The 19,485-nt window shown below is 57.5% G+C and carries 14 protein-coding genes; 4 read left to right on the top strand and 10 right to left on the bottom strand.

Annotation, left to right across the window (positions count from 1 at the left end; translation table 11 throughout):
- Window positions 1-132: 132 nt before the first annotated feature.
- Genes MUA00_RS07460 through MUA00_RS07445 form a run of 4 tightly spaced genes read right to left on the bottom strand, consistent with a single transcriptional unit; the run spans window position 133 to window position 5,022 of the window.
- Window positions 133-1,377, bottom strand: a complete 1,245-nt coding sequence (locus MUA00_RS07460; protein ID WP_271122469.1) for an LVIVD repeat-containing protein — start codon at window positions 1,375-1,377, stop codon at window positions 133-135.
- Between the two features lie 55 nt (window positions 1,378-1,432).
- Entirely contained in the window at window positions 1,433-2,503 is a 1,071-nt protein-coding gene (locus MUA00_RS07455; protein ID WP_271122468.1) for a sugar ABC transporter substrate-binding protein, read from the bottom strand.
- A gap of 24 nt (window positions 2,504-2,527) precedes the next feature.
- Window positions 2,528-3,520 carry an ABC transporter permease gene (locus MUA00_RS07450; protein ID WP_271122467.1) on the bottom strand — a complete coding sequence of 331 codons (993 nt, stop codon included), beginning with the start codon at window positions 3,518-3,520 and terminating at the stop codon, window positions 2,528-2,530.
- Window positions 3,517-5,022 (bottom strand): sugar ABC transporter ATP-binding protein, encoded by a 1,506-nt coding sequence (locus MUA00_RS07445; protein WP_271122466.1) that lies wholly within the window; start codon window positions 5,020-5,022, stop codon window positions 3,517-3,519. The genes MUA00_RS07450 and MUA00_RS07445 overlap by 4 nt, the downstream gene beginning before the upstream one ends.
- Before the next feature lie 188 nt (window positions 5,023-5,210).
- Here MUA00_RS07445 and MUA00_RS07440 point away from each other — a divergent pair, with 188 nt between their 5' ends.
- Window positions 5,211-6,290 carry an oxidoreductase gene (locus MUA00_RS07440; protein ID WP_271122465.1) on the top strand — a complete coding sequence of 360 codons (1,080 nt, stop codon included), beginning with the start codon at window positions 5,211-5,213 and terminating at the stop codon, window positions 6,288-6,290.
- Between the two features lie 101 nt (window positions 6,291-6,391).
- Here MUA00_RS07440 and gdhA read toward each other — a convergent pair whose 3' ends face one another.
- The 3 genes from gdhA to MUA00_RS07425 form a co-directional block, all read right to left on the bottom strand.
- Window positions 6,392-7,735 (bottom strand): NADP-specific glutamate dehydrogenase, encoded by a 1,344-nt coding sequence (gene gdhA / locus MUA00_RS07435; protein ID WP_271122464.1) that lies wholly within the window; start codon window positions 7,733-7,735, stop codon window positions 6,392-6,394.
- Window positions 7,736-7,842: 107 nt separating this feature from the next.
- Window positions 7,843-8,517: an enterobactin synthase subunit EntD gene (gene entD / locus MUA00_RS07430; protein WP_271122463.1), complete on the bottom strand. Its 675-nt coding sequence runs from the start codon at window positions 8,515-8,517 to the stop codon at window positions 7,843-7,845.
- A gap of 117 nt (window positions 8,518-8,634) precedes the next feature.
- Window positions 8,635-10,893 (bottom strand): TonB-dependent siderophore receptor, encoded by a 2,259-nt coding sequence (locus tag MUA00_RS07425; RefSeq protein WP_271122462.1) that lies wholly within the window; start codon window positions 10,891-10,893, stop codon window positions 8,635-8,637.
- Between the two features lie 277 nt (window positions 10,894-11,170).
- On the opposite strand from MUA00_RS07425, the gene fes reads away from it, so the two are divergent.
- Genes fes through MUA00_RS07410 form a run of 3 tightly spaced genes read left to right on the top strand, consistent with a single transcriptional unit; the run spans window position 11,171 to window position 16,542 of the window.
- Window positions 11,171-12,397 carry an enterochelin esterase gene (gene fes, locus MUA00_RS07420; protein WP_271122461.1) on the top strand — a complete coding sequence of 409 codons (1,227 nt, stop codon included), beginning with the start codon at window positions 11,171-11,173 and terminating at the stop codon, window positions 12,395-12,397.
- A gap of 3 nt (window positions 12,398-12,400) precedes the next feature.
- Window positions 12,401-12,619: an MbtH family protein gene (locus MUA00_RS07415; protein WP_271122460.1), complete on the top strand. Its 219-nt coding sequence runs from the start codon at window positions 12,401-12,403 to the stop codon at window positions 12,617-12,619.
- Between the two features lie 11 nt (window positions 12,620-12,630).
- Window positions 12,631-16,542, top strand: a complete 3,912-nt coding sequence (locus MUA00_RS07410) for an enterobactin synthase subunit F (protein ID WP_408639692.1) — start codon at window positions 12,631-12,633, stop codon at window positions 16,540-16,542.
- 38 nt (window positions 16,543-16,580) lie between these two features.
- Here the strand turns inward: MUA00_RS07410 and fepC are convergent, their stop codons facing one another.
- Genes fepC through fepD form a run of 3 tightly spaced genes read right to left on the bottom strand, consistent with a single transcriptional unit; the run spans window position 16,581 to window position 19,374 of the window.
- Window positions 16,581-17,372, bottom strand: a complete 792-nt coding sequence (fepC, locus tag MUA00_RS07405; protein WP_271122614.1) for an iron-enterobactin ABC transporter ATP-binding protein — start codon at window positions 17,370-17,372, stop codon at window positions 16,581-16,583.
- 5 nt (window positions 17,373-17,377) lie between these two features.
- Window positions 17,378-18,370 carry an iron-enterobactin ABC transporter permease gene (gene fepG, locus MUA00_RS07400; RefSeq protein WP_271122459.1) on the bottom strand — a complete coding sequence of 331 codons (993 nt, stop codon included), beginning with the start codon at window positions 18,368-18,370 and terminating at the stop codon, window positions 17,378-17,380.
- Complete coding sequence (fepD, locus tag MUA00_RS07395) at window positions 18,367-19,374, bottom strand: Fe(3+)-siderophore ABC transporter permease (RefSeq protein WP_271122458.1); 1,008 nt, start codon at window positions 19,372-19,374, stop codon at window positions 18,367-18,369. The genes fepG and fepD overlap by 4 nt, the downstream gene beginning before the upstream one ends.
- Between the last annotated feature and the right edge of the window lie 111 nt (window positions 19,375-19,485).

The following is a 19,485-nucleotide window of genomic DNA, read 5'->3' as shown; positions in this document are numbered from 1 at the left end:
GCGCTGCGCTTATCCACCCTACATTGCCGGGATTTTGTAGGCCGAATAAGCGCCAGCGCCATCCAACAATGCCGGGGATTTGTAGGTCGGATAAGCGCCAGCGCCATCCGACAATGACCCCGCCAACAGACATCACCCCAGATACTCAATCACCGAAAGCCCGCCGTTATAATCCGTGCTGTAAATGATTCCCCGGGCATCCACAAACACATCGCATGACTGAATCACCTGCGGACGACCGGGACGCGTATCCATCATGCGTTCTGGCGCAGCGGGCACCAGCGCGCCGGTTTCAACTGGCCGGTAGGGATTAGAGATATCGTAAGCCCGCACGCCCGCATTCTGGTAAGTCGCAAAAATCAGCGTTGAGCTGATAAAGCTGCCGGGCCGGTTTTCGTGCAGATTGTGCGGGCCGAAGTGCGCACCTTTTGCCACGTAATCAATTTCGTCCGGCTGCGGGAAGGTGGCGATGCTGACCGGATTCGATTTATCGCGTATATCGAACACCCAGATAAGCTTCTCGCCGTCTTCCTGATTATCCAGCACCGCTTCATCCAGCACGACCAGCAGATCCCTGTCCGGGAGCGGCAGGGCGGTATGCGTGCCGCCGCCAAACGGCGGGCTCCAGTTACGATGGCTGATAAGCTGCGGCTGGCTGCGGTCAGACACGTCGAGCAGCGTCAGCCCGCCGTCACGCCAGCTTGCGTAAGCCGTGTCGCCGCTGATAATCGCGTGGTGCAGCGCGTAGCGTTTGCCTTCCGGCCAGTCTGGCGTTTCGCCTGCGGCGGTATTCATGCCTGGCAGCCACCAGTTTCCCGCCACCTGGGGATTGCGCGGGTCCGCCAGGTCGACCGTCAGAAAAATATAATCGCTAAAGCCGTCGATAAGCGCTGAAACATAAGCCCAGCGCCCGCCGACGTACCAGCAGCGGTGAATGCCAATACCGTTAAGCGACAGGAAGCCGATTTCACGCGGCTTGTCCGGCGTGGAGATATCGAAAATTCGCAGTCCGGCGCTCCAGCCTTTGTCCTGCACGTCGCTGACGGTTTCGCCCACCGCGCGGGTGTAATAGACCTTTTCGTCCGCAAAACGCGCATCGGCGAACAGATCGCGGGCGTTTATCACCAGCAGCAGATCGTCATGGGCCTGAAGATGCACATTCCAGGTCCCCGGCGGCGCTGGCACGAAACCCGCTGCTTGAGGATTTTTAGGGTCGCGCACGTCGACAATCGAAAAGCCCTGCGACACCATATGGCCGATATACGCGTAGCCGCGATGTACCATCACCTGCACGCCGTCCGGGCGGCCGCCCTGATCGCTGTGGCCGATAAGCCGCATATTGCGGCTGTATTCGGGTTGCGGTAATTCAATCGTCATTTGAATTTGAACTCCCTGATGTCGGATGGCGGCTGCGCCTTATCCGATCTGCGTTTTATTTTTTCGCGTATTTTGCTTCAAGCGTTGCAAACCACGGCGCGATAAAATCTTCCGTCTGGCCCCAGCCTGGAATGATTTTGCCAAGCGCGGCCACGTTTACCGACCCCGGCTGGCTTGCCAGCAGCGCCTGTGGAATAGCCGCGGCTTTAAAATCGTAGGTTGCAGGCGTTTGCTCCCCGGCAATCTTGTTAGCAATCAGACGCACGTTGGTTGCGCCAATCAGCTTCGGATCTACCGCCACGCTCACTTTCCACGGGCTGTTGGCTTCACGCATCAACTGTAAATCCTGGTTGGATACGTCGATGCTGTAGAGTTTGATTTCGGTGCGTCCGTTCTCCTGCAACGCTTTATAAGCGCCCTGACTGAAGGCGTCCCAGGTGCCCCAGATCGCGTCGATTTTACCTTTCGGGTATTTCGCCAGCACCGCGCCGACTTTGTTGGCCGTATCGCCCTGTACATCGCTTGATACCGCGCCGATAGATTCCAGCTCTTTAATACCCGGATTGGCTTTCAGCAATTCCTGATACGCCGCCTGGCGGCGTTCCATCGGCGGGAAGCCTGCAACCCACAGCTTAATGATATTGGCTTTGCCGTTGAAATCTTTTACCAACTGACCAAAGGAGAGGTTGGTCAGCGAGGCGTCGTCCTGCTGGGTAACCGTCACGCCTGGAATGGCGCCGTTTACCGCCGTATCGAATACGGCGACTTTAATTCCTGCATCCACCGCTTTTTTCACCAGCTCGGTGGAGTAAGGATCGCGGCCCTGGGAGAGAATAATCCCGTCGTATTTCTGGCTGATGGCCTGGTTTACAAAATCCTGAAAACGCGCGTCATCGCCGTTGCTCAGGAAAGTGCTGACCTTAAAGCCGAGCTTTTTGCCTTCCTGTACGGCACCGGCAACAAACTGCGTGGTGTTATCGTCGGAGCCGAGGTTGCGGATAATCGCGATGCGAACCGGGCCGTCGTGGCCGGCGATGGCCGCCGGAACCGGGGCTGGCGTGGCTGCGTGACCAGGCAGAGCGGCGAGCAGGCTTAGCGCCAGTAGCGAAGTCGTTATTTTTTTCATTGTGTGTTCCCTGTCTGAAAGTGATTAACGTTTTTGGATGTAGGTAATTGCAAGCGCTGCTGCCAGCACCAGGCCTTTAATAATGTCCATGGCGTAGTAAGGCACGGAAAGCATCACGAGGCCGTTTTGCAGCACGCCGAGAATGACCGCGCCCACCAGCGTGCCCAGAGCATTTGGTTTGCCCGATCCCGCCAGTGAAAAGCCAATCCACGCCGCCGCAACGGCATCCATCAGATAGCCGCCTCCGGCGTTGACCTGTGATGAACCGATACGTGAAGCAAGCAGAATGCCGCCCAGGCCCGCGAGCAACGAAGCCAGCACGTAAGCCGCTACGCGGTAACGCGTGGTGCGAATACCGGAAAGGCGCGCCGCTTCCGGGTTGCCGCCGATGGCATACATGCGGCGACCGTGCTTGGTCAGCGAAAGCGCCAACTGCGCTACGATCGTCACCGCCAGCATAATGATGACGATCGTCGGCACCTGGCCGAGCAGGCCGAACGCCGCTGGAATCGCACCTTCCGCCATGTCGCCGCTCGGCAGCACCATGTTTTCAGTGATCGAGCCGCCGTAGCTGTATGTCATCGCCACGCCCTGAATCACAAAAAGGCTGGCGAGGGTGGCGAGCATGTCGGGAATTTTCAGCACCACGATTAAAAATGCGTTAAACAAACCGACCAGCGTACAAAGCGCCAGCGTGATAAGAATCGCTTCGGTGGTGCCGAAGTCGTGCCAGACAAACAGCGAAATCACCAGCGCGTTGGCAAGCGATGCGGTAGAACCAACGGATAAATCAAAGCCGCCTACGGTGAGCGAAATCGACACGCCAATGGCAATCACCGTCACGATGGCGATAGAGCGCAGAATATTGATGATGTTGTTCGGGTCGAGGAAGTTGTCCGAAGCGATACCAAACAGCGCAACCAGCGCGACGACGGTCAGCAGCATTCCCCACTTATAGAGAAACTCAAACAGTTGGTGACGACCCGATGCCGCCTTAAGGGAAAGTGCTTTGCTCACGCAGGGGTTCCTCCGGTGGAGTAGAGTAAAAGGGTTTCTTCGCAGGCGTCCGGACCGTTCAGTTCCGCGACGATACGGCCGTCCCACAGCACGCAGATCCTGTCGCACAGGCCAACCAGCTCGGCGAATTCGCCAGAGGCATAAATCACGCCTTTGCCCTGACGGGCAAGATCGTCAATCAGAGTAAAGAGATCGGTTTTGGCTTTGATATCCACGCCCTTGGTCGGCTCGTCGAAAATCAGTACTTCGGCGTTGCCGCGCAGCCATTTGCCTATCGCCACTTTTTGCTGATTGCCGCCGGAAAGGCGACGCAATGTTTGCGCCGGGCCGGTGGTGCGAATGCCGAGGCGGGCGATAATATCTTCTGCCCAGCGCCATGCCCTGCGGTGCCCGAACAGGCTCCAGCGCGAAAAGCTGTTATCGGCGCTGACGGAAAGGTTCATGCTGACCGGCTCGTCGATGAAAATGCCTTCCTTGCGGCGCTCTTCCGGCACTAAAGCCAGGCCGCGCGTGACGGAATCCGCCGGGTCTTTTGGTTTCCACGCTTTGCCTTTCAGCTCACCGCGCGTCACCCGGCTGCGCGTTGCGCCAAACAGCGCTTTGCACAGCTCCGTTTTGCCCGCGCCCGCAAGCCCGGCAATGCCGAGGATTTCGCCTTTGCGCAGCCGCAGCGAAATATCCCGCAGCAGTAAATCGTCATGCAGGCCTTCAATTTGTAACAGCGTTTCGTCGGCTATCGCGGGGCGTTTTGGAGGATAGATATCGTCAAGCTGGTGGCCCAGCATCTTCTCGACGATCGCTTCACCGCTCAGTTCGTTCATGGGCGCGCTTTCGATAAGCCGTCCGTCGCGCAGCACCGTCATACGGTCACAAATGGCTTTCAGCTCATGAATACGATGGGAGATAAACACCACGGCGATGCCGCTGCGCTGGAGACGACGCACTACGTTGAACAGATGCTCGCTTTCATGCTGGTCGAGGGGGGCTGTGGGCTCATCGAGAATCAAAAAGCGGCAATGATGCGAAAGGGCGCGGGCCAGCAGGATTTGCTGTTTTTCTGCGAGCGAACATTGTTCAATGCGTTTGCTCACGTCGATTTTCACTTCTAACTGCGCAAGCGCTTCCTGCGCCTGCTTGCGGATCTGCGGCCAGTGGTAAAAATGGCCTGCTTCCGCCAGCTTATCGAGCATGATGTTTTCCGCCACGCTGAGGCCTGGGATCAGCGCCACGTCCACTTCCTGCTGCACGAGGTGAATACCGAGTTGTTTGGCGCTCCGCGGGGTGCGAATATCGACCTGCTCGCCGTTTATCAGGATTTGCCCTTGATAGTGGTCATGCGCGCCCGAAAGCACGGCCATCAATGTGGATTTTCCGGCGCCGTTCGCGCCGGTCAGCGCGTGAACAGAACCGCCATCCAGAGAAAAATCCACCCGGGTAAGCGCGTTGAAGCCAGCAAAGGAGATGGAAATGTCCCGCATCTCAAGACGGTGAGGTGTCGTCATTGTTTAGCCCGGCCTCTGGGAATAATGGATTGATTTATCGACTTTTTAACGGGCCAGAGGCTTACGGGCAACTAACCAAAAAGCATAAGATAAAGCAAAATGATATTAGCCGTCCGGATGTCCAGACATATCATCGAACTAACGGCATTCGCGTGCAATAAATGAGAAGAACAAAAAGGAGCAACAGCATGACCACTACCGCAATCCGCGTCGTCACCGGCCCGGCAAACTATTATTCCCATCCGGGCGCGCTCGCGCGGCTTAACGAATTTTATACCGACGAACAGTTGCGAAATGCGGTGTGGATTTATGGCGAACGGGCAATCGCTGCGGCGCGTCCTTTCCTTCCGGAAGCTTTTAACGCTCCGGGCGCTAAACACATCTCTTTTGGTGGCCATTGCAGTGAAAGCGAAGTGCGAAAGCTGGTGGCCGAGGCGGATAAAAGCCAGGTGGTGATTGGCGTCGGCGGCGGTGCGTTGCTGGATACCGTGAAAGTAGTGGCGCGCCGCTTAAACGTCCCGGTTGTGGCTATTCCAACCATTGCCGCAACCTGCGCCGCCTGGACGCCGCTTTCCGTCTGGTATAACGACGCAGGGCAGGCGTTACGCTTTGAAATCTTTAACGACGCCAACCATCTGGTGCTGGTCGAGCCGGAAATCATTCTGCGCGCGCCGCAGGAATATTTGCTGGCGGGCATCGGCGATACGCTGGCGAAATGGTACGAGGCCGTGGTGCTAAGTCCGCAGCCGAAAACCCTGCCGCTTACCGTGCGTCTTGGTATTAATGCCGCTCTGGCCATCCGCGATGTGCTGCTGGAAAGCAGCGAAACGGCGCTGGCGGACCAGAATCGCGGCGAGCTGACGCTTGCATTTCTCGACGTGGTGGACGCAATTATTGCCGGCGGCGGCATGGTTGGCGGTCTTGGCGAGCGCTACACGCGCGTTGCCGCAGCGCATGCGGTGCACAATGGCTTAACCACGCTGCCGCAAACCGAGAGTTTCCTGCACGGTACTAAAGTGGCTTACGGCATTCTGGTACAAAGCGCGTTGCTGGGGCAGGACGAGGTGTTAACGGAGCTGGCGCAGGCGTTTAAGCGCTTTAATTTACCCACAAGTCTGGCGCAGTTGGATGTGGATATTCGCAACCGTGAACAGCTTGAGAAAGTGATAACCCGCACGCTGGAGCCGGGTGAGTCAATTCATGCGCTGGCGGTGAAGTTAAGTCCGGAAGTGTTGCTGGCAGCGTTTGAGCGGGTGGAACGGCTTTAGCAATTTGGTGGATCTGGCCTTTGTCCACCCTATGTTTCGCTAAAGCAGACCGCAGGGCAGGTAAGCGCAAACGCCACCCGCCGCCGCATATTTTTTCGCTCTTACAGCACGCCTTGCCCCAGCATCGCATCGGCAACTTTTACAAAGCCTGCGATGTTTGCGCCGCGCACGTAGTGGGTTTGTTTGCCCTCGCCGCCGTAGTTCACACAGGCTTCGTGGATATCCAGCATGATGTGGTGCAGACGAATATCGACTTTCTCGGCTTTCCAGCTCAGACGCGCGGCGTTCTGCGCCATTTCCAGACCGGAAGTTGCCACGCCGCCCGCGTTGGCCGCTTTGCCCGGCGCAAACAGCACGCCAGCTTCCAGGAACAGATCGGTGGCTTCGATTGTGGTTGGCATATTCGCGCCTTCCGCTACGGCTTTCACGCCGTTGGCGATAAGCGTGCGGGCCGCCTGCTCATCCAGTTCGTTCTGGGTGGCGCACGGCAGGGCGATATCAACCGGTACGCTCCACGGCTGCTGGCCTTCAAGATAATTCAGACCAAATTCCTTCGCGTAATCGGCTACGCGGCCATCGCGGCTGGCTTTGATTTCGCACAGGCGCGCCAGTTTTTCAGCGGTGAAACCTTCTTCATCAACCACGGTGCCGTTTGAATCAGACGCGGTGATAACGCGCGCGCCGAGCGACATCGCTTTTTCGATTGCATACTGCGCGACGTTGCCGGAACCGGAAACCGCCACGCGCATGCCTTCAAAGCCCAGCCCGTGACGTTGCAGCATGGCGTCGGTGAAGTAAATCAAACCATAACCGGTGGCTTCCGGACGGATCAGACTACCGCCGAACGACAGCCCTTTGCCGGTAAATACGCAGGCGGTGTTGTTGGAGAGTTTTTTCATCATCCCCGCCATAAAGCCGACTTCGCGGCCGCCCACGCCGATATCGCCCGCAGGCACATCGGTATCCGGCCCCAGATGACGGTACAGTTCGATCATCAGCGCCTGACAGAAGCGCATGATTTCGCCTTCGCTTTTGCCCTTCGGATTAAAGTCGCTGCCGCCTTTGCCGCCGCCCATGGGCAGCGTGGTAAGCGCATTTTTGAACGTCTGTTCAAAGCCAAGGAATTTCAGGATGGAAAGGTTCACGGAAGGATGGAAGCGCATCCCACCTTTAAAAGGCCCGATGGCGGAATTGAACTGTACGCGCCAGGCGCGGTTAACCTGAACCTGATTGCGGTCATCCACCCAGGCTACGCGAAACTGAATCACGCGCTCAGGCTCGACCAGACGTTCCAGCAATCCGGCGCGACGATACTGCGGGTTCTGTTCGAGGAAAGGCCACAGGGTGGACATAACTTCGCGCACGGCCTGGGAAAATTCGGTTTGGTGCGGATCACGCTGTTGTACAGAGGTCAGAAACTGTTCCAGGGAAACTGTACTCTCCATCGAGAATAACTCCTTGTCGTCAAAGTTGTTGTGTTGTCTGTAGTGGTTATTTTTTGACTATAACATTCTCTTATGACGCCGCCGCAAGCGTTTTCTTTTTATTATTTTCAGCGCTGTATTAGCGTTGTTAATTGCTCGCCGTCACTATTCCAGCGGGCGATAAAACATTGTTCTTTCTCAAAGGGGCCGAGGCGGGAGGTGAGTTTTAATTCGAGAGTTTGGGCGTTAATAGCGGTGATTTCTGCTGCGGAAAAATCGAAGTAATATCCCACGTGCCGATACAGCGCTTTGAATAAACTCTCTTTAGCGGAGAAAGCTAACGTTAATGCAAAGGCGAAAGGCAAGCCGCAAATATCCAGCAGTTCGCGCTCGGCTGCATTGACGATGCCATCGGCAATATTCTGCGCATCATAAGCGTTTATTATGATGGCAATATCAACGCCAATTCCGCAGTGCTCGCCTGGGCTATCGGGAATCACTGTCGCCAGCGCAATCTTGTCGGTATGGGAAATGCTGCCGGTAAATCCCGGCGGCCAGCAGGGCGCGCGGTGCAACCCAATGCCGGGAATATAATCGTTCATGCCGTGAGAACGCAGCGCTTCACTTGCGGCGATACGGCCTGCAAGGTGTTCCGCACAACGTTTATTTACCGCGTTAGCAAACCGTGAGGCGTGGGGCAACCACAGCAGATCGCTCGGCTGATAAGTGCTGGCAGCAAAATCCACGCGCACAATACGCTGCGCGGTGCCGGGGAAGATGAAGTGCGTGAGATGAGCTTGCATGGATGCGGCCGCGGTCAGAAAGAAAACGGCGGGTGGCGCATACGCTTACCCGCCCTACGGAAAGGTGAGGCGTTGTAGGGTGGATTAGCAAAGCGCCATCCACCGCTACCTTTACGCTTAGAAGTGCGTATTGACGCTCATATAGTAAGTACGACCGGACTCGTTATATGTTTCAGCGCCTGCGCCGTACATATAACCAGTTGTGCCGCCCGTGGTCTGGGCGTTGCCTGCACGCCAGTGGCGTTTATCGAACAGGTTGTCGATGCCCGCAGTCAGGCTGACGTTTTTGGTTGCATCCCACGTGCCGCTTAAGCCAACAATGCTGTAAGGACTGACTTCGTTGGTTTCAGGCCCGGTTGCCGGTTGGCCTTTGTAGTTGTACTTTTTCGGCTGCTGCTTGCCGTACCAGGTGAAGGTCGACTGCACGGAAATATCCTGCACAACCTGCCAGCTCAGCGTGGAGTTCAGGGTGTATTCCGGAATAACGGACAGACGTTCACCGGTTTCCTTGTTCTTACTTTGCAGCATGTAAGTCAGGTTGTTCGTCCAGTTGACGGTATCGCTAACCGGCACGTTCAGGGTGCCTTCCAGACCTTCAACCACCGCTTTAGGAATGTTTTCCCACTGATAGATATCGGTTCTGGTGCTGCCCAGGGAAGTCTGACCAACTGGCGCATAGCCCGCTTCAATTTTGTCGCGGTAGTCGTTACGGAACCAGGTTACGCCTGCCAGCCAGCCGTCGCGTTTGAACTCAAGGCCAATCTCTTTGTTGATGCTGGTTTCGGCTTTAAGGTCATCGTTACCCATCATGTAACAGCCCACGCCGGTGCCGCTGGCGTAGCAGCCCTGGCCTCTACTGTAGAGAATGTAGTTCGGGTTGGTCTGGTACAGGCTCGGCGCTTTATACGCACGGGCGATACCCATTTTAAGGGTAAAGTCGTCGCCCAGGCCCTGAGACAGGTTCAGCGACGGGCTCCAGTTGTTGCCCACAATGCTGTGATGATCGAAACGCAGGCCAGGCGTCAGCATGGTGCTGTCGGTCAGCTCCATATTGTCTTCCGCAAACAGAGAGAAAATCTCTGCTTTGGAATAAGGGCTGCGGCCGGTGCTGTCGTAGCCCGGAATGGCGCCGCCCATAAAGGTCTGGCCGTTGGAGGTCTGGTCCTTCATGCGCTGCTGGTTCCATTCGGTACCCAGCGTCAGGTTCTGGTTCACAACAAAATCAATCGGGATATTCACTTCGCTGTGCAGCAGCACGTCGCTTAAGTCGATATCCTTAAATTTGTTGCTGGCGAAGATACCTTCGGTACCCCCGGCCAGACCTTCCTGTTTACGCGAGTTGCGGGTGTGCTCGTACTGCACCCAGTTGCTGGTGGTGAGGCCGTTGTCCCAGCCGCCGTTCCAGGTCAAAGAGTAGGTCTGGCGATAGAGACGGTTGGTCTCTTTGCCGTAGTTTTCCTTCACGATATCGTTGGAGTTGGTGTTCTGGGTATCGCCTGAATAAAGGTTGCCCTGGCGGCTGTAGCCAGCTTCGAGCTCCAGAGACTGCATTGGCGCAAAGTCCCAGCGCACCACGCCATTAACATCTTTGTTAATTACGCCTTCACGGCCTGCCGGCAGCGTATCCGAATAGATGCCGGTACGCTCAGACTGATGGCCCTGGTTGATATCCCACGCATCGGCCTGGGTTTTATCCAGATTGCCGTACAGGCGGAAGCTGAAATCCCCGCCCAGCGGGCCGTTCAGACTGAAGTTGGTACGCTTGGTTGAGCCTTCATCTTTGTGTTCAGGGGCGTTCAGATAGGTGTTCCAGGAACCGTGCCATTCGCCGCTCCCTTTTTTGGTGATGATGTTCACCACGCCGCCTGCCGCGCCATTGCCGTAACGAGCCGCTGCCGGGCCACGGATAACTTCGATACGCTCGACCATCTCTGGCGGAACCCAGCTTGCGTCGCCGCGCGTATCGCGCTCGCCGCGCCAGCCAAGACGCACGGAGTTACGGCTGGTCACCGGTTTGCCGTCGATTAAAATGAGCGTATTTTCCGGGCCCATGCCGCGAATATCGATCTGACGACCGTTGCCGCGCTGGCCGCTGGTGGAGTTACCGGTCAGGTTAACGCCGGGCATGGTACGAACGATTTCAGAGATATCACGCGCGGGAGGACGCTTTTTGAGTTCATCAGCGGTGATAGTGGAAACACCCGGCGCCTGCAGATTCTGCTCGGCGGCCGTGACTACGATGGTGTCTTCATGAGTGGGATTCTGTGTGGTTTCTTTGCTATCAGCAGCGCTCTCTTCCGCAAATGCCGGAAGCGCAGCGCTGTAAATTCCCATATTGATGAGCATCAATAGGGAATACTGGATCTTCTTATTCATTATGGTGGCCTGCTTTACCGCTGTTCTCTGTCTCTTCCTTGCCCAGCGGGCCAGAGTGCAGCATGGATGTCAGTGAGTGATACCGATACCGCGCGTTAATATTGACCAAAGTAGCAACATTTCCCCTGCAAATCGGCAACTTATTGTTTTCGCTCAACAGCCCGTAGCCTAAAGCGCGCAAATACGCTATTGCAAATGAAAATAATTATCAATAGTATTATCAATATATTTCTATTAATTGATAATTATTCCATTAATAACATGGGGTTAAGTTTTGGTGGCTCAGGTGCAAACGGGAAGTGAAAGCTGGTGGCAAGATATAGCGGCGCAGCGCGGGCCCTCTGTCGTTTGCGAAAAGGATGGCAATTGCACAGTCACGTTCTGGTGGCGCGATCCGGCAGGAGACGAGCGCGCGTCAGACATTAAACGCGTGTGGATTTATATTACCGGCGTCACCGATCATCATCAGCGCTCCCGTCCACAGACGCTTGCTCGCGTGGCGGGCACCGATGTCTGGCAATGGCAAACACAGCTCACCTCGACATGGCGTGGCAATTACTGCCTGATTCCTTCAGCGAATGAAGAGGATTTTCCCGCTGCGGCTTTTGCCGCAGAAGTGCCGGACCGCATCGCCCTGCGCGAAGGCTGGCGCAAGCTGCTGCCGCGCGCGATTGCCGACCCGTTCAATCCAGATAGCTGGAAGGGAGGACGCGGGCATCCTGTCTCAGCCCTTCATCTGCCCGATGCGCCGGCTCAGCCCGGGTGGGATAACCCGGCAGCGTCCTGGGAGCCTGCTCAATGCATAACCTGGCGCAGTCAACGGCTTAAAAATCAGCGGCGCGTATGGGTTTTCACCACCGGCAATAGCGCGCCGGAGCAGCGTCCGCTGGCGATTTTGCTCGACGGGCAATTCTGGGCGCAAGGAATGCCCGCATGGGCCGCCCTGCAGGCGCAAACCAACGCTGGCGTACTGCCGGAAGCCGTCTATGTGCTGATTGACGTGATTGATAACGTTCACCGCAGCCAGGAGCTTCCCTGTAACCCAGACTTCTGGCTGGCGGTACAAGACGAGCTTCTTCCCCGGCTGCGCGAAGAGACCCTCTGGAATAATAATCCACAGACCACGGTGGTGGCGGGGCAAAGCTTTGGGGGATTGTCATCTCTATATGCGGGGTTGAACTGGCCGGAAACTTTCGGCTGCGTGCTTAGCCAGTCCGGTTCTTACTGGTGGCCGAAGCGCGATCCGCAGGAGCAGGATGGGCTGCTCATCAGGCAGCTACAAGATGGGCAAATCAAGCCCAAACCGCTGCGCATTTATCTTGAAGCGGGCATGCGTGAACCGCTTATTCATCAGGTTAATCTTCGCCTGTACCCCTTACTACAACAAACACAGCGAGCTGTTTTCTACCGCCAGGTTGACGGTGGACACGATGCGCTTTGCTGGCGGGGCGGCCTGCTTGACGGGCTCGCCTGGCTGTGGAAAGCCCCGATTAGACAGGAGTAAGGTATGGAATACAGTAATCCTTTTGACGCCCCGCAGGGTCGTTTTTTCATCCTCGAAAATGCCGCCAGGCAGTTCAGCTTGTGGCCAGAAAACTGTGTGCTGCCCGCAGGCTGGCAGGTGGTCTGCGAGCCTGCTTTGCCGGAAGCGTGCAATAGCTGGCTTAAAGATAACTGGACGAATCTGCAACCGACCTCTTTTGCTCAGCAAGGGGGTTCGAAGTGAGTGAAGTGTTAATGGCAAACCCTGTAGAACAACAAACTGACATGCTGCCGCTGGTGGCTGCGCAACCCGGCATCTGGATGGCGGATCAGCTTTCTCCCCAGCCCAATGCATGGAGCGTGGCTCACTATGTTGAATTAAACGGCAGCGTCGACGAAACGCTGCTGTGCAAGGCGATTATTGCCGGGATGATGGAAGCCGATACGCTGCGCATGCGCTTTGGCGAAGTGGATGGCATTGCCCGTCAGTGGATTGACCCCGATGCCGCTTTCGCGCAGCCGACATGCCGCGATCTGCGCAATGAGGCTGACCCGCAGGCCGCAGCGCTTGCGATTATGCGTGACGATCTCGACCAGGATTTACGCCTCGCAAGCCAGAAGCCGCTTTATCATCATGAACTGTTGCGTCTGAGCGATACGCGCTGGTTCTGGTATCAGCGTTTTCATCATCTGGTCGTGGATGGCTTCAGTTTCACCGCCATTACCCGCAGGATCGCGAATATTTACAGCGCTTACTGCCGCGGTGAACTTCCCGGGCCGTCAGCCTTCACGCCGTTTAGCGAAGTGGCGGCGGAATACGAACGCTACCGTGAAAGCGATGCATGGAAACGCGATGCGGCTTTCTGGGCAGATAAAGCTCGCCAACTGCCGGTGCCGGCCACGCTTTCCACGCAGCCTCTCACCGGACAAGGTTCCACTACGAAGCTTATTCGCCAGGGGCTGAGTTTCGACAGCGATGATTTTCGCAAGCTGGTAAGCAATAGCGGTTTGACCGCCGCTGATATGGCGCTCGGCCTGGTCGCGCTCTGGTTGGGGCGTTTAAGCGGACGCGCCGACTATTCCGCAGGTTTTATTTTCATGCGTCGCATTGGCTCAAGCGCCTTGTGCGCGACCGGCCCGGTGCTGAACGTGCTGCCGTTTGGTGTGCGAATCCAGCCGAATGCCACGTTACCGGAACTGGCGCAGGATCTCGCCAAAGAGCTGAAAGGAATGCGCCGCTATCAGCGTTACGATGCAGAGCAAATCCAGCGCGATCTGGGGCTGGTCTCAAGCGGTGAACCGCTGTTCGGCCCGGTGCTGAATCTGAAAATGTTCGATTACCGCCTCGATTTTGCCGGTATGGAAGGCATTACGCATCAACTGGCTTCCGGCCCGGTACGCGATCTGGAAATTGCTTTGTACATCAGCGAACAGGGCGACTTTTCACTCGAACTGCTGGCGAATGAAGAGCGCTATGAGGCGCAAACATTGCAGCAGCATATGGCTCGTCTGCCGCTGCTTTTACGCCAGTTTGCGGCCAATCCCGCATTACGCTGTGTGGATGCCGAACTGCTGCATGACGCCGAAACCGCCTTGCTGCAGAGCGTCAATAACACACAAGTTCCGGTGCCTGCTACCACCTTGAGCGCCCTGATAGCGGAACAGGCTCAGCGCACGCCGGACGCTCCGGCGCTGGCGGATGAAAACTATCAGTTCAGCTACCGCGAAATGCGCGAACAGGTGCTGGCGCTGGCAGGGGAATTAATCGCTCAGGGCGTTAAACCTGGCGATGTGGTTGCCGTGGCGCTTCCGCGTTCGGTTTTTCTGTCGCTCGCGCTGCAGGCGATTGTGGAAGCAGGTGCCGCATGGCTACCGCTGGATACCGGCTATCCGGACGACCGCCTGCAAATGATGCTGGAAGATGCCGCGCCGCGCCTGCTGATTACCTCAGCACAACAGTTGCCTCGCTTTAGCGCTATCGAAGGCCTGAAAACCTTCTGCTATAAGCATGTGCTTGTGGCGCAAGCGCTGCCGGATCGCCTGAATCTTTCCCAGCCGCATCATACCGCTTACGTGATCTTTACCTCGGGTTCAACCGGGCGGCCGAAAGGCGTGATGGTAGGACAGCAGGCCATTGTTAACCGCCTGCTGTGGATGCAAAACCATTACCCGATGAGCGGCGAAGATGTCGTGTTGCAGAAAACGCCGTGCAGTTTCGACGTGTCGGTCTGGGAATTTTTCTGGCCCTATATTGTGGGCGCGCGGTTGGTGATGGCTCCGCCTGAAGCCCATCGCGATCCTGAAGCGCTGCAACAGCTTTTCTCCCGCTATCGCGTAACGACCACGCACTTTGTGCCGTCAATGCTGGCGGCGTTCGTCACCGCGCTTACCGGTGAGGAAGCGATTGCCAGTTGCGTTACGTTGCGACGCGTGTTCTGTAGCGGCGAAGCGCTGCCTGCGGAACTTTGCCGCCAGTGGGAACAGCTTACCCATGCGCCTTTGCACAATCTTTATGGCCCGACCGAGGCTGCCGTAGATGTAAGCTGGTATCCGGCGTTCGGCGAGGATCTCGCCCGTGTAACGGGCAGCAGCGTCCCCATCGGCTGGCCGGTCTGGAACACCGGGCTGCGCATTCTGGATGCCGCGATGCGCCCGGTGCCGGTAGGGATCGCGGGCGATCTTTATCTCACCGGCATCCAACTGGCGCAGGGCTATCTCGCGCGTCCGGATCTGACGGCAAGCCGTTTTATTGCCGATCCTTTTGCTGCCGGTGAACGCATGTACCGCACCGGCGACGTAGCACGCTGGCTGGAAAACGGTGCGGTGGAGTACCTGGGGCGCAGCGACGATCAGCTTAAAATCCGCGGCCAGCGCATTGAACTCGGCGATATCGACCGGGCGATGCAGGCGCTGGACGGCGTTGCTCAGGCTGTGACTCATGCCTGCGTGCTTAACCAGGGGGCGGCGGTCAGCGGAGGCGATGCCCGTCAACTTGTGGGCTATCTGGTGTCCGCCTCGGGTGAGCCATTGCCTGTCGATTCCCTGCGTGAACAGCTCGCTGAGGTGCTGCCTGCGCATATGGTGCCGGTGGCTTTGGTGCAACTGGAAGATTTCCCGCTAAGCGCCAACGGCAAGCTGGACCGCAAGGCACTGCCGCTGCCGGAAATGGCCCAGCGTGGTTCTGGTCGGGTGCCGGAAAGCGAACTGGAGAAGACAATTGCCGCAGCCTTTGCTGGGCTGCTTGGCTGCGATATCCAGTCCATAAATGACGATTTCTTCGCCCTTGGCGGGCACTCGCTGTTGGCGATGCGCCTCGCCGCAGAGCTCAGACGCAGCCTGGAAAGGCCGGTAACGGTTGGGCAGATAATGGTGGCGTCGACCGTTGGTCAGCTCGCGGAAATGCTGGCGGAAGAGCGCAGCGAAGAAGAGGCCAATCGCGCAGGCTTTGAGGCCGTGTTGCCGCTGCGTAAAAGCAGCGGGCCAACGCTGTATTGCTTCCATCCAGCCTCCGGTTTTGCCTGGCAGTTTAGCGTGTTGCAGCGCTATCTCGATCCGCGCTGGTCGATAACCGGCATTCAGTCGCCGCGTCCAACGGGGCCGATGCAACAGGCAGAAAATCTGGCGCAGGTTTGCGAGGCGCATCTGGAAACGTTGCGTAACCTGCAACCGCACGGGCCGTATTATCTGATGGGCTATTCCCTCGGCGGTACGCTTGCGCAGGGAATCGCTGCAAGGCTCGAAGCCGCAGGAGAAGAAGTTGCGTTCCTCGGCCTGCTCGACACCTGGCCGCCGGAAACGCAGAACTGGGCTGAGAAAGGCGCGAACGAACTCGATCCGGCAGTGCTGGAAGAGATTAACCGCGAACGCGAAGCCTTCGTTGCGGCGCAGCAGGGGCAGGCATCAGACAAGCTGTTCCAGGCCATTGAAGGCAACTACGGCGACGCCGTTCGCCTGCTGACAACCGCGCATAGCGTGCCATTTGCCGGAAAAGCGACGCTGTTTGTCGCAGAACGTACCCTGCCGGAAGGGATGAGCCCGCAAAAAACCTGGGCGCCGTGGATTGGCGAACTGGACGTTCATCGTCTGGACTGCGCGCACGTGGATATTATTTCCCCGGATGCGTTCACCGAGATAGGACCGGTATTGCAGCAGGTGCTGGCCGTATAGTCACGCAGGCAATCCTTCAGAAAGGATTGCCTGTATTTTTAACCGCGACCCAACGGCACCACCAGCGGCGTATGGGCCACAGGATCTTCAATAATCATGCAGCGCAGGCCGTAAATCGCCTCGATAAGCTCCGGCGTGACGATTTCGTTCGGGTCGCCTTCAGCGACAACCTTTCCGTCGCGCAGCGCAATAAGGTGCGTGGCGTAGCGACAGGCCTGGTTCAAATCATGCAGCACCGCCGCCAGCGTATAGCCTTTCTCACGGTTCAGTTCGCGCAGCAGCTCCAGCAGATCAATCTGATGGCTGATGTCCAGCCAGGTGGTCGGCTCATCCAGCAGCATAATGGAGGTTTCCTGCGCCAGCACCATCGCAATCCACGCGCGCTGCCTTTGCCCGCCGGATAACGTGTCCACCGGCTGATCGGCCAGGTCTTCAATATGCGTCGCCTGCATAGCGCGGGTGACTGCGAGGCTGTCTTCTTCACGCCAGCGGGTAAACATCGGCTGATGAGGATAGCGCCCGCGCGACACCAGTTCTGCCACGCTGATATCGCCCGGTGCGCTGGCGTTCTGGGCCAGCAGACCGACGCGGCGCGCCACTTCTTTGGTGGCAAAACGATGAATTTCATTCCCGTCAAGCCACACGTGTCCAGCCATAGGTTTCATCAGGCGGCTCAGGGTGCGCAGCAGGGTCGATTTGCCGCAGCCGTTCGGGCCGATAATCGCGGTGAACTTCCCGTCAGGAATAGCGACGCTCAGACCATCGGCTACCACGTGATTGCCGTATCCGAGCGTAAGCTGTTCGCCATGTAAACGCGGCGGGGTGGACATCTGGCTCATTTCTTCCGTGACTCCTGAATCAACAACGCAATAAGGTAGATGCCGCCGATGCTTACGGTCACCACGCCCACCGGCAACTGGTACGGCATAAACAAATGCTGAGCGCAGAGGTCCGCGCCGAGTAATAAAGCCGCGCCGCACAAGGCGGACTGCAATAAGCCCCAGCGGGAAGTGCCGCTCAGACGACGAGCAATATGCGGGGCGACAAGCGCGATAAACGAAATCGGCCCGGCAAGCGCGGTGGCGGCAGCCGTGAGGATCACGCCGGTCAGCATCAGCAACAGGCGTGAACGTTCTACACAAACGCCCAGCGCGCAGGCGCTGTCATCGCCCATTTCCAGCAGACGCATTCGGCGCGCCAGCAGTGCGCCGGCGACCAGCGCCAGCAGCATCAATGGCGCGGCGGGAAGCGTTTTCGCCCAGGTCAGGCCGTTCAGGGAACCTGCGTTCCATAATCCCGCAGAGAGCGCGGTTTCCAGCGACGCATGCAGCAAAAGCCAGGTATTAAACGCCACCAGCATGGCGCGCACGCCGATACCGATAATAATCAGGCGGAAAGTTTCGATGCCGTTGCGCCAGGCGAGCAGCCACACCACCAGAGAGGTGAAGACTCCGCCCGCCATCGCCGCTGCGGCAATGGCTGTCTGCTGCTGGCCAAACAGCACCATGGCGATAAGCACGCCGCTCCAGGCGCCGGTGTTAAAGCCCATCACGTCCGGACTGCCGAGGGGGTTGCGCATCAGCGACTGAAATATTGCGCCGCTCACGCCCAGCGCCGCGCCGATTAAAAGAGCCATTAAGACACGCGGCAGGCGCCATTCGACGACGACAAGCGAAATATTACGCGGTGCGTAGCCGAACAACGCTTCAACAACCTGGCTTGCAGAAAGGGGGAGCACGCCGCTGCCCAGGCTCCAGACGCCAAGCGCTACGCTGAGCAACATCAGCAGCAGACACATCGTAATCAGACGAGGAGAGAGACGATTCATACTCCGGCCCCTTTACGCCTGCGACGTACAAGATAGATAAGCATCGGCGCGCCGATAAACGCGCTGACAACCGAAACGCGCAGTTCGCCAGGCACCAGTATGCGGCCAATAATATCGGCGAGCAGCAGAAGCGATGGCGTGGCTAACAGGGTGACGGGAAGCGACCAGCGATGATCGGCACCCACCAGCCAGCGCGCCAGGTGCGGCATCATCAGACCGATAAACGCAATGGGGCCGACTGCTGCCGTAGCGCTCCCACACAGCAACGTGATGGCGACTAAACCGAATAGCTGCGTACGCGCAACCTTGCTGCCCAGCGCCGTAGCGGTGTCGTTGCCCATGCTCAGGCTGTTAAGCGAGCGGCTGAGCAACAGCGCAATCGCGCCGCCCAGCAGCACCGGCAGAAAAATGATCTTCAGAGAAGAAAGGGTGCGGATATCAAGCGAACCGGCCTGCCAGAAGCGGAGCTGGTCATACACCACGGGATTAAGCAGCGCGATACCGCTGCTGAGGCCTTCCAGCACCGCGGCCAACGCAACGCCTGCCAGCGTCAGACGGACCGGACTAAGCTGCCCGCCGCCCTGGCTGCCGGTAAAAGCCACCACCAGCGCCGCCGCGAGCGCGCCGAAAAACGCCAGCCCGAGAAGAGCAGAAGGGGAGGTCAGCCCCCAAACCGCCGCGCCAACAACAATAGCAAAGCTGGCGCCGGCATTAACGCCAAGCAGGCCCGGATCGGCGAGAGGGTTTCTGGTGAGGGTTTGCATCAGCGCCCCGGCGAGGCCCAGCGCGCCGCCAGCCAGAATACCCGCCAGCGTTCTTGGTAGACGCGCATCCAGCACGATAGTGCAATCCGCGCTTTGACACTGACCGGCGAGAGCCTCCAGGACGACATTGACCGGCAGCGATTTTGCGCCTGATAACAAACTGAAAGTAGCCATCAATATAAGCAAAAAAAACAGCATCAGCAGAACAAGCGTGCGTGCTGATAAACGCGAAGCCGACATATTTCCGCCCGACAAATAACCTTACATGAAATTAAATGATAGTTATTATCATTATCACTCTTATTTGTTTATGTTAGCATGAGCCGCCACGCACCCGAAAAGAAAAATTCG

Source organism: Dryocola boscaweniae (assembly GCF_025215095.1).
GTDB lineage: Bacteria > Pseudomonadota > Gammaproteobacteria > Enterobacterales > Enterobacteriaceae > Dryocola > Dryocola boscaweniae.
This window is presented reverse-complemented; position numbering and strand designations above follow the sequence as displayed.

What these genes read in the sequence shown, in the direction of transcription:
- MUA00_RS07460 (WP_271122469.1), bottom strand. Translation starts at nt 1,377, where the DNA reads ATGACGATTGAATTACCGCAACCCGAATACAGCCGCAATATGCGGCTT.
- MUA00_RS07455 (WP_271122468.1), bottom strand. Translation starts at nt 2,503, where the DNA reads ATGAAAAAAATAACGACTTCGCTACTGGCGCTAAGCCTGCTCGCCGCT.
- MUA00_RS07445 (WP_271122466.1), bottom strand. Translation starts at nt 5,022, where the DNA reads ATGACGACACCTCACCGTCTTGAGATGCGGGACATTTCCATCTCCTTT.
- MUA00_RS07440 (WP_271122465.1), top strand. Translation starts at nt 5,211, where the DNA reads ATGACCACTACCGCAATCCGCGTCGTCACCGGCCCGGCAAACTATTAT.
- gdhA (WP_271122464.1), bottom strand. Translation starts at nt 7,735, where the DNA reads ATGGAGAGTACAGTTTCCCTGGAACAGTTTCTGACCTCTGTACAACAG.
- entD (WP_271122463.1), bottom strand. Translation starts at nt 8,517, where the DNA reads ATGCAAGCTCATCTCACGCACTTCATCTTCCCCGGCACCGCGCAGCGT.
- MUA00_RS07425 (WP_271122462.1), bottom strand. Translation starts at nt 10,893, where the DNA reads ATGAATAAGAAGATCCAGTATTCCCTATTGATGCTCATCAATATGGGA.
- MUA00_RS07415 (WP_271122460.1), top strand. Translation starts at nt 12,401, where the DNA reads ATGGAATACAGTAATCCTTTTGACGCCCCGCAGGGTCGTTTTTTCATC.
- MUA00_RS07410 (WP_408639692.1), top strand. Translation starts at nt 12,631, where the DNA reads ATGGCAAACCCTGTAGAACAACAAACTGACATGCTGCCGCTGGTGGCT.
- fepC (WP_271122614.1), bottom strand. Translation starts at nt 17,372, where the DNA reads ATGTCCACCCCGCCGCGTTTACATGGCGAACAGCTTACGCTCGGATAC.
- fepG (WP_271122459.1), bottom strand. Translation starts at nt 18,370, where the DNA reads ATGAATCGTCTCTCTCCTCGTCTGATTACGATGTGTCTGCTGCTGATG.
- fepD (WP_271122458.1), bottom strand. Translation starts at nt 19,374, where the DNA reads ATGTCGGCTTCGCGTTTATCAGCACGCACGCTTGTTCTGCTGATGCTG.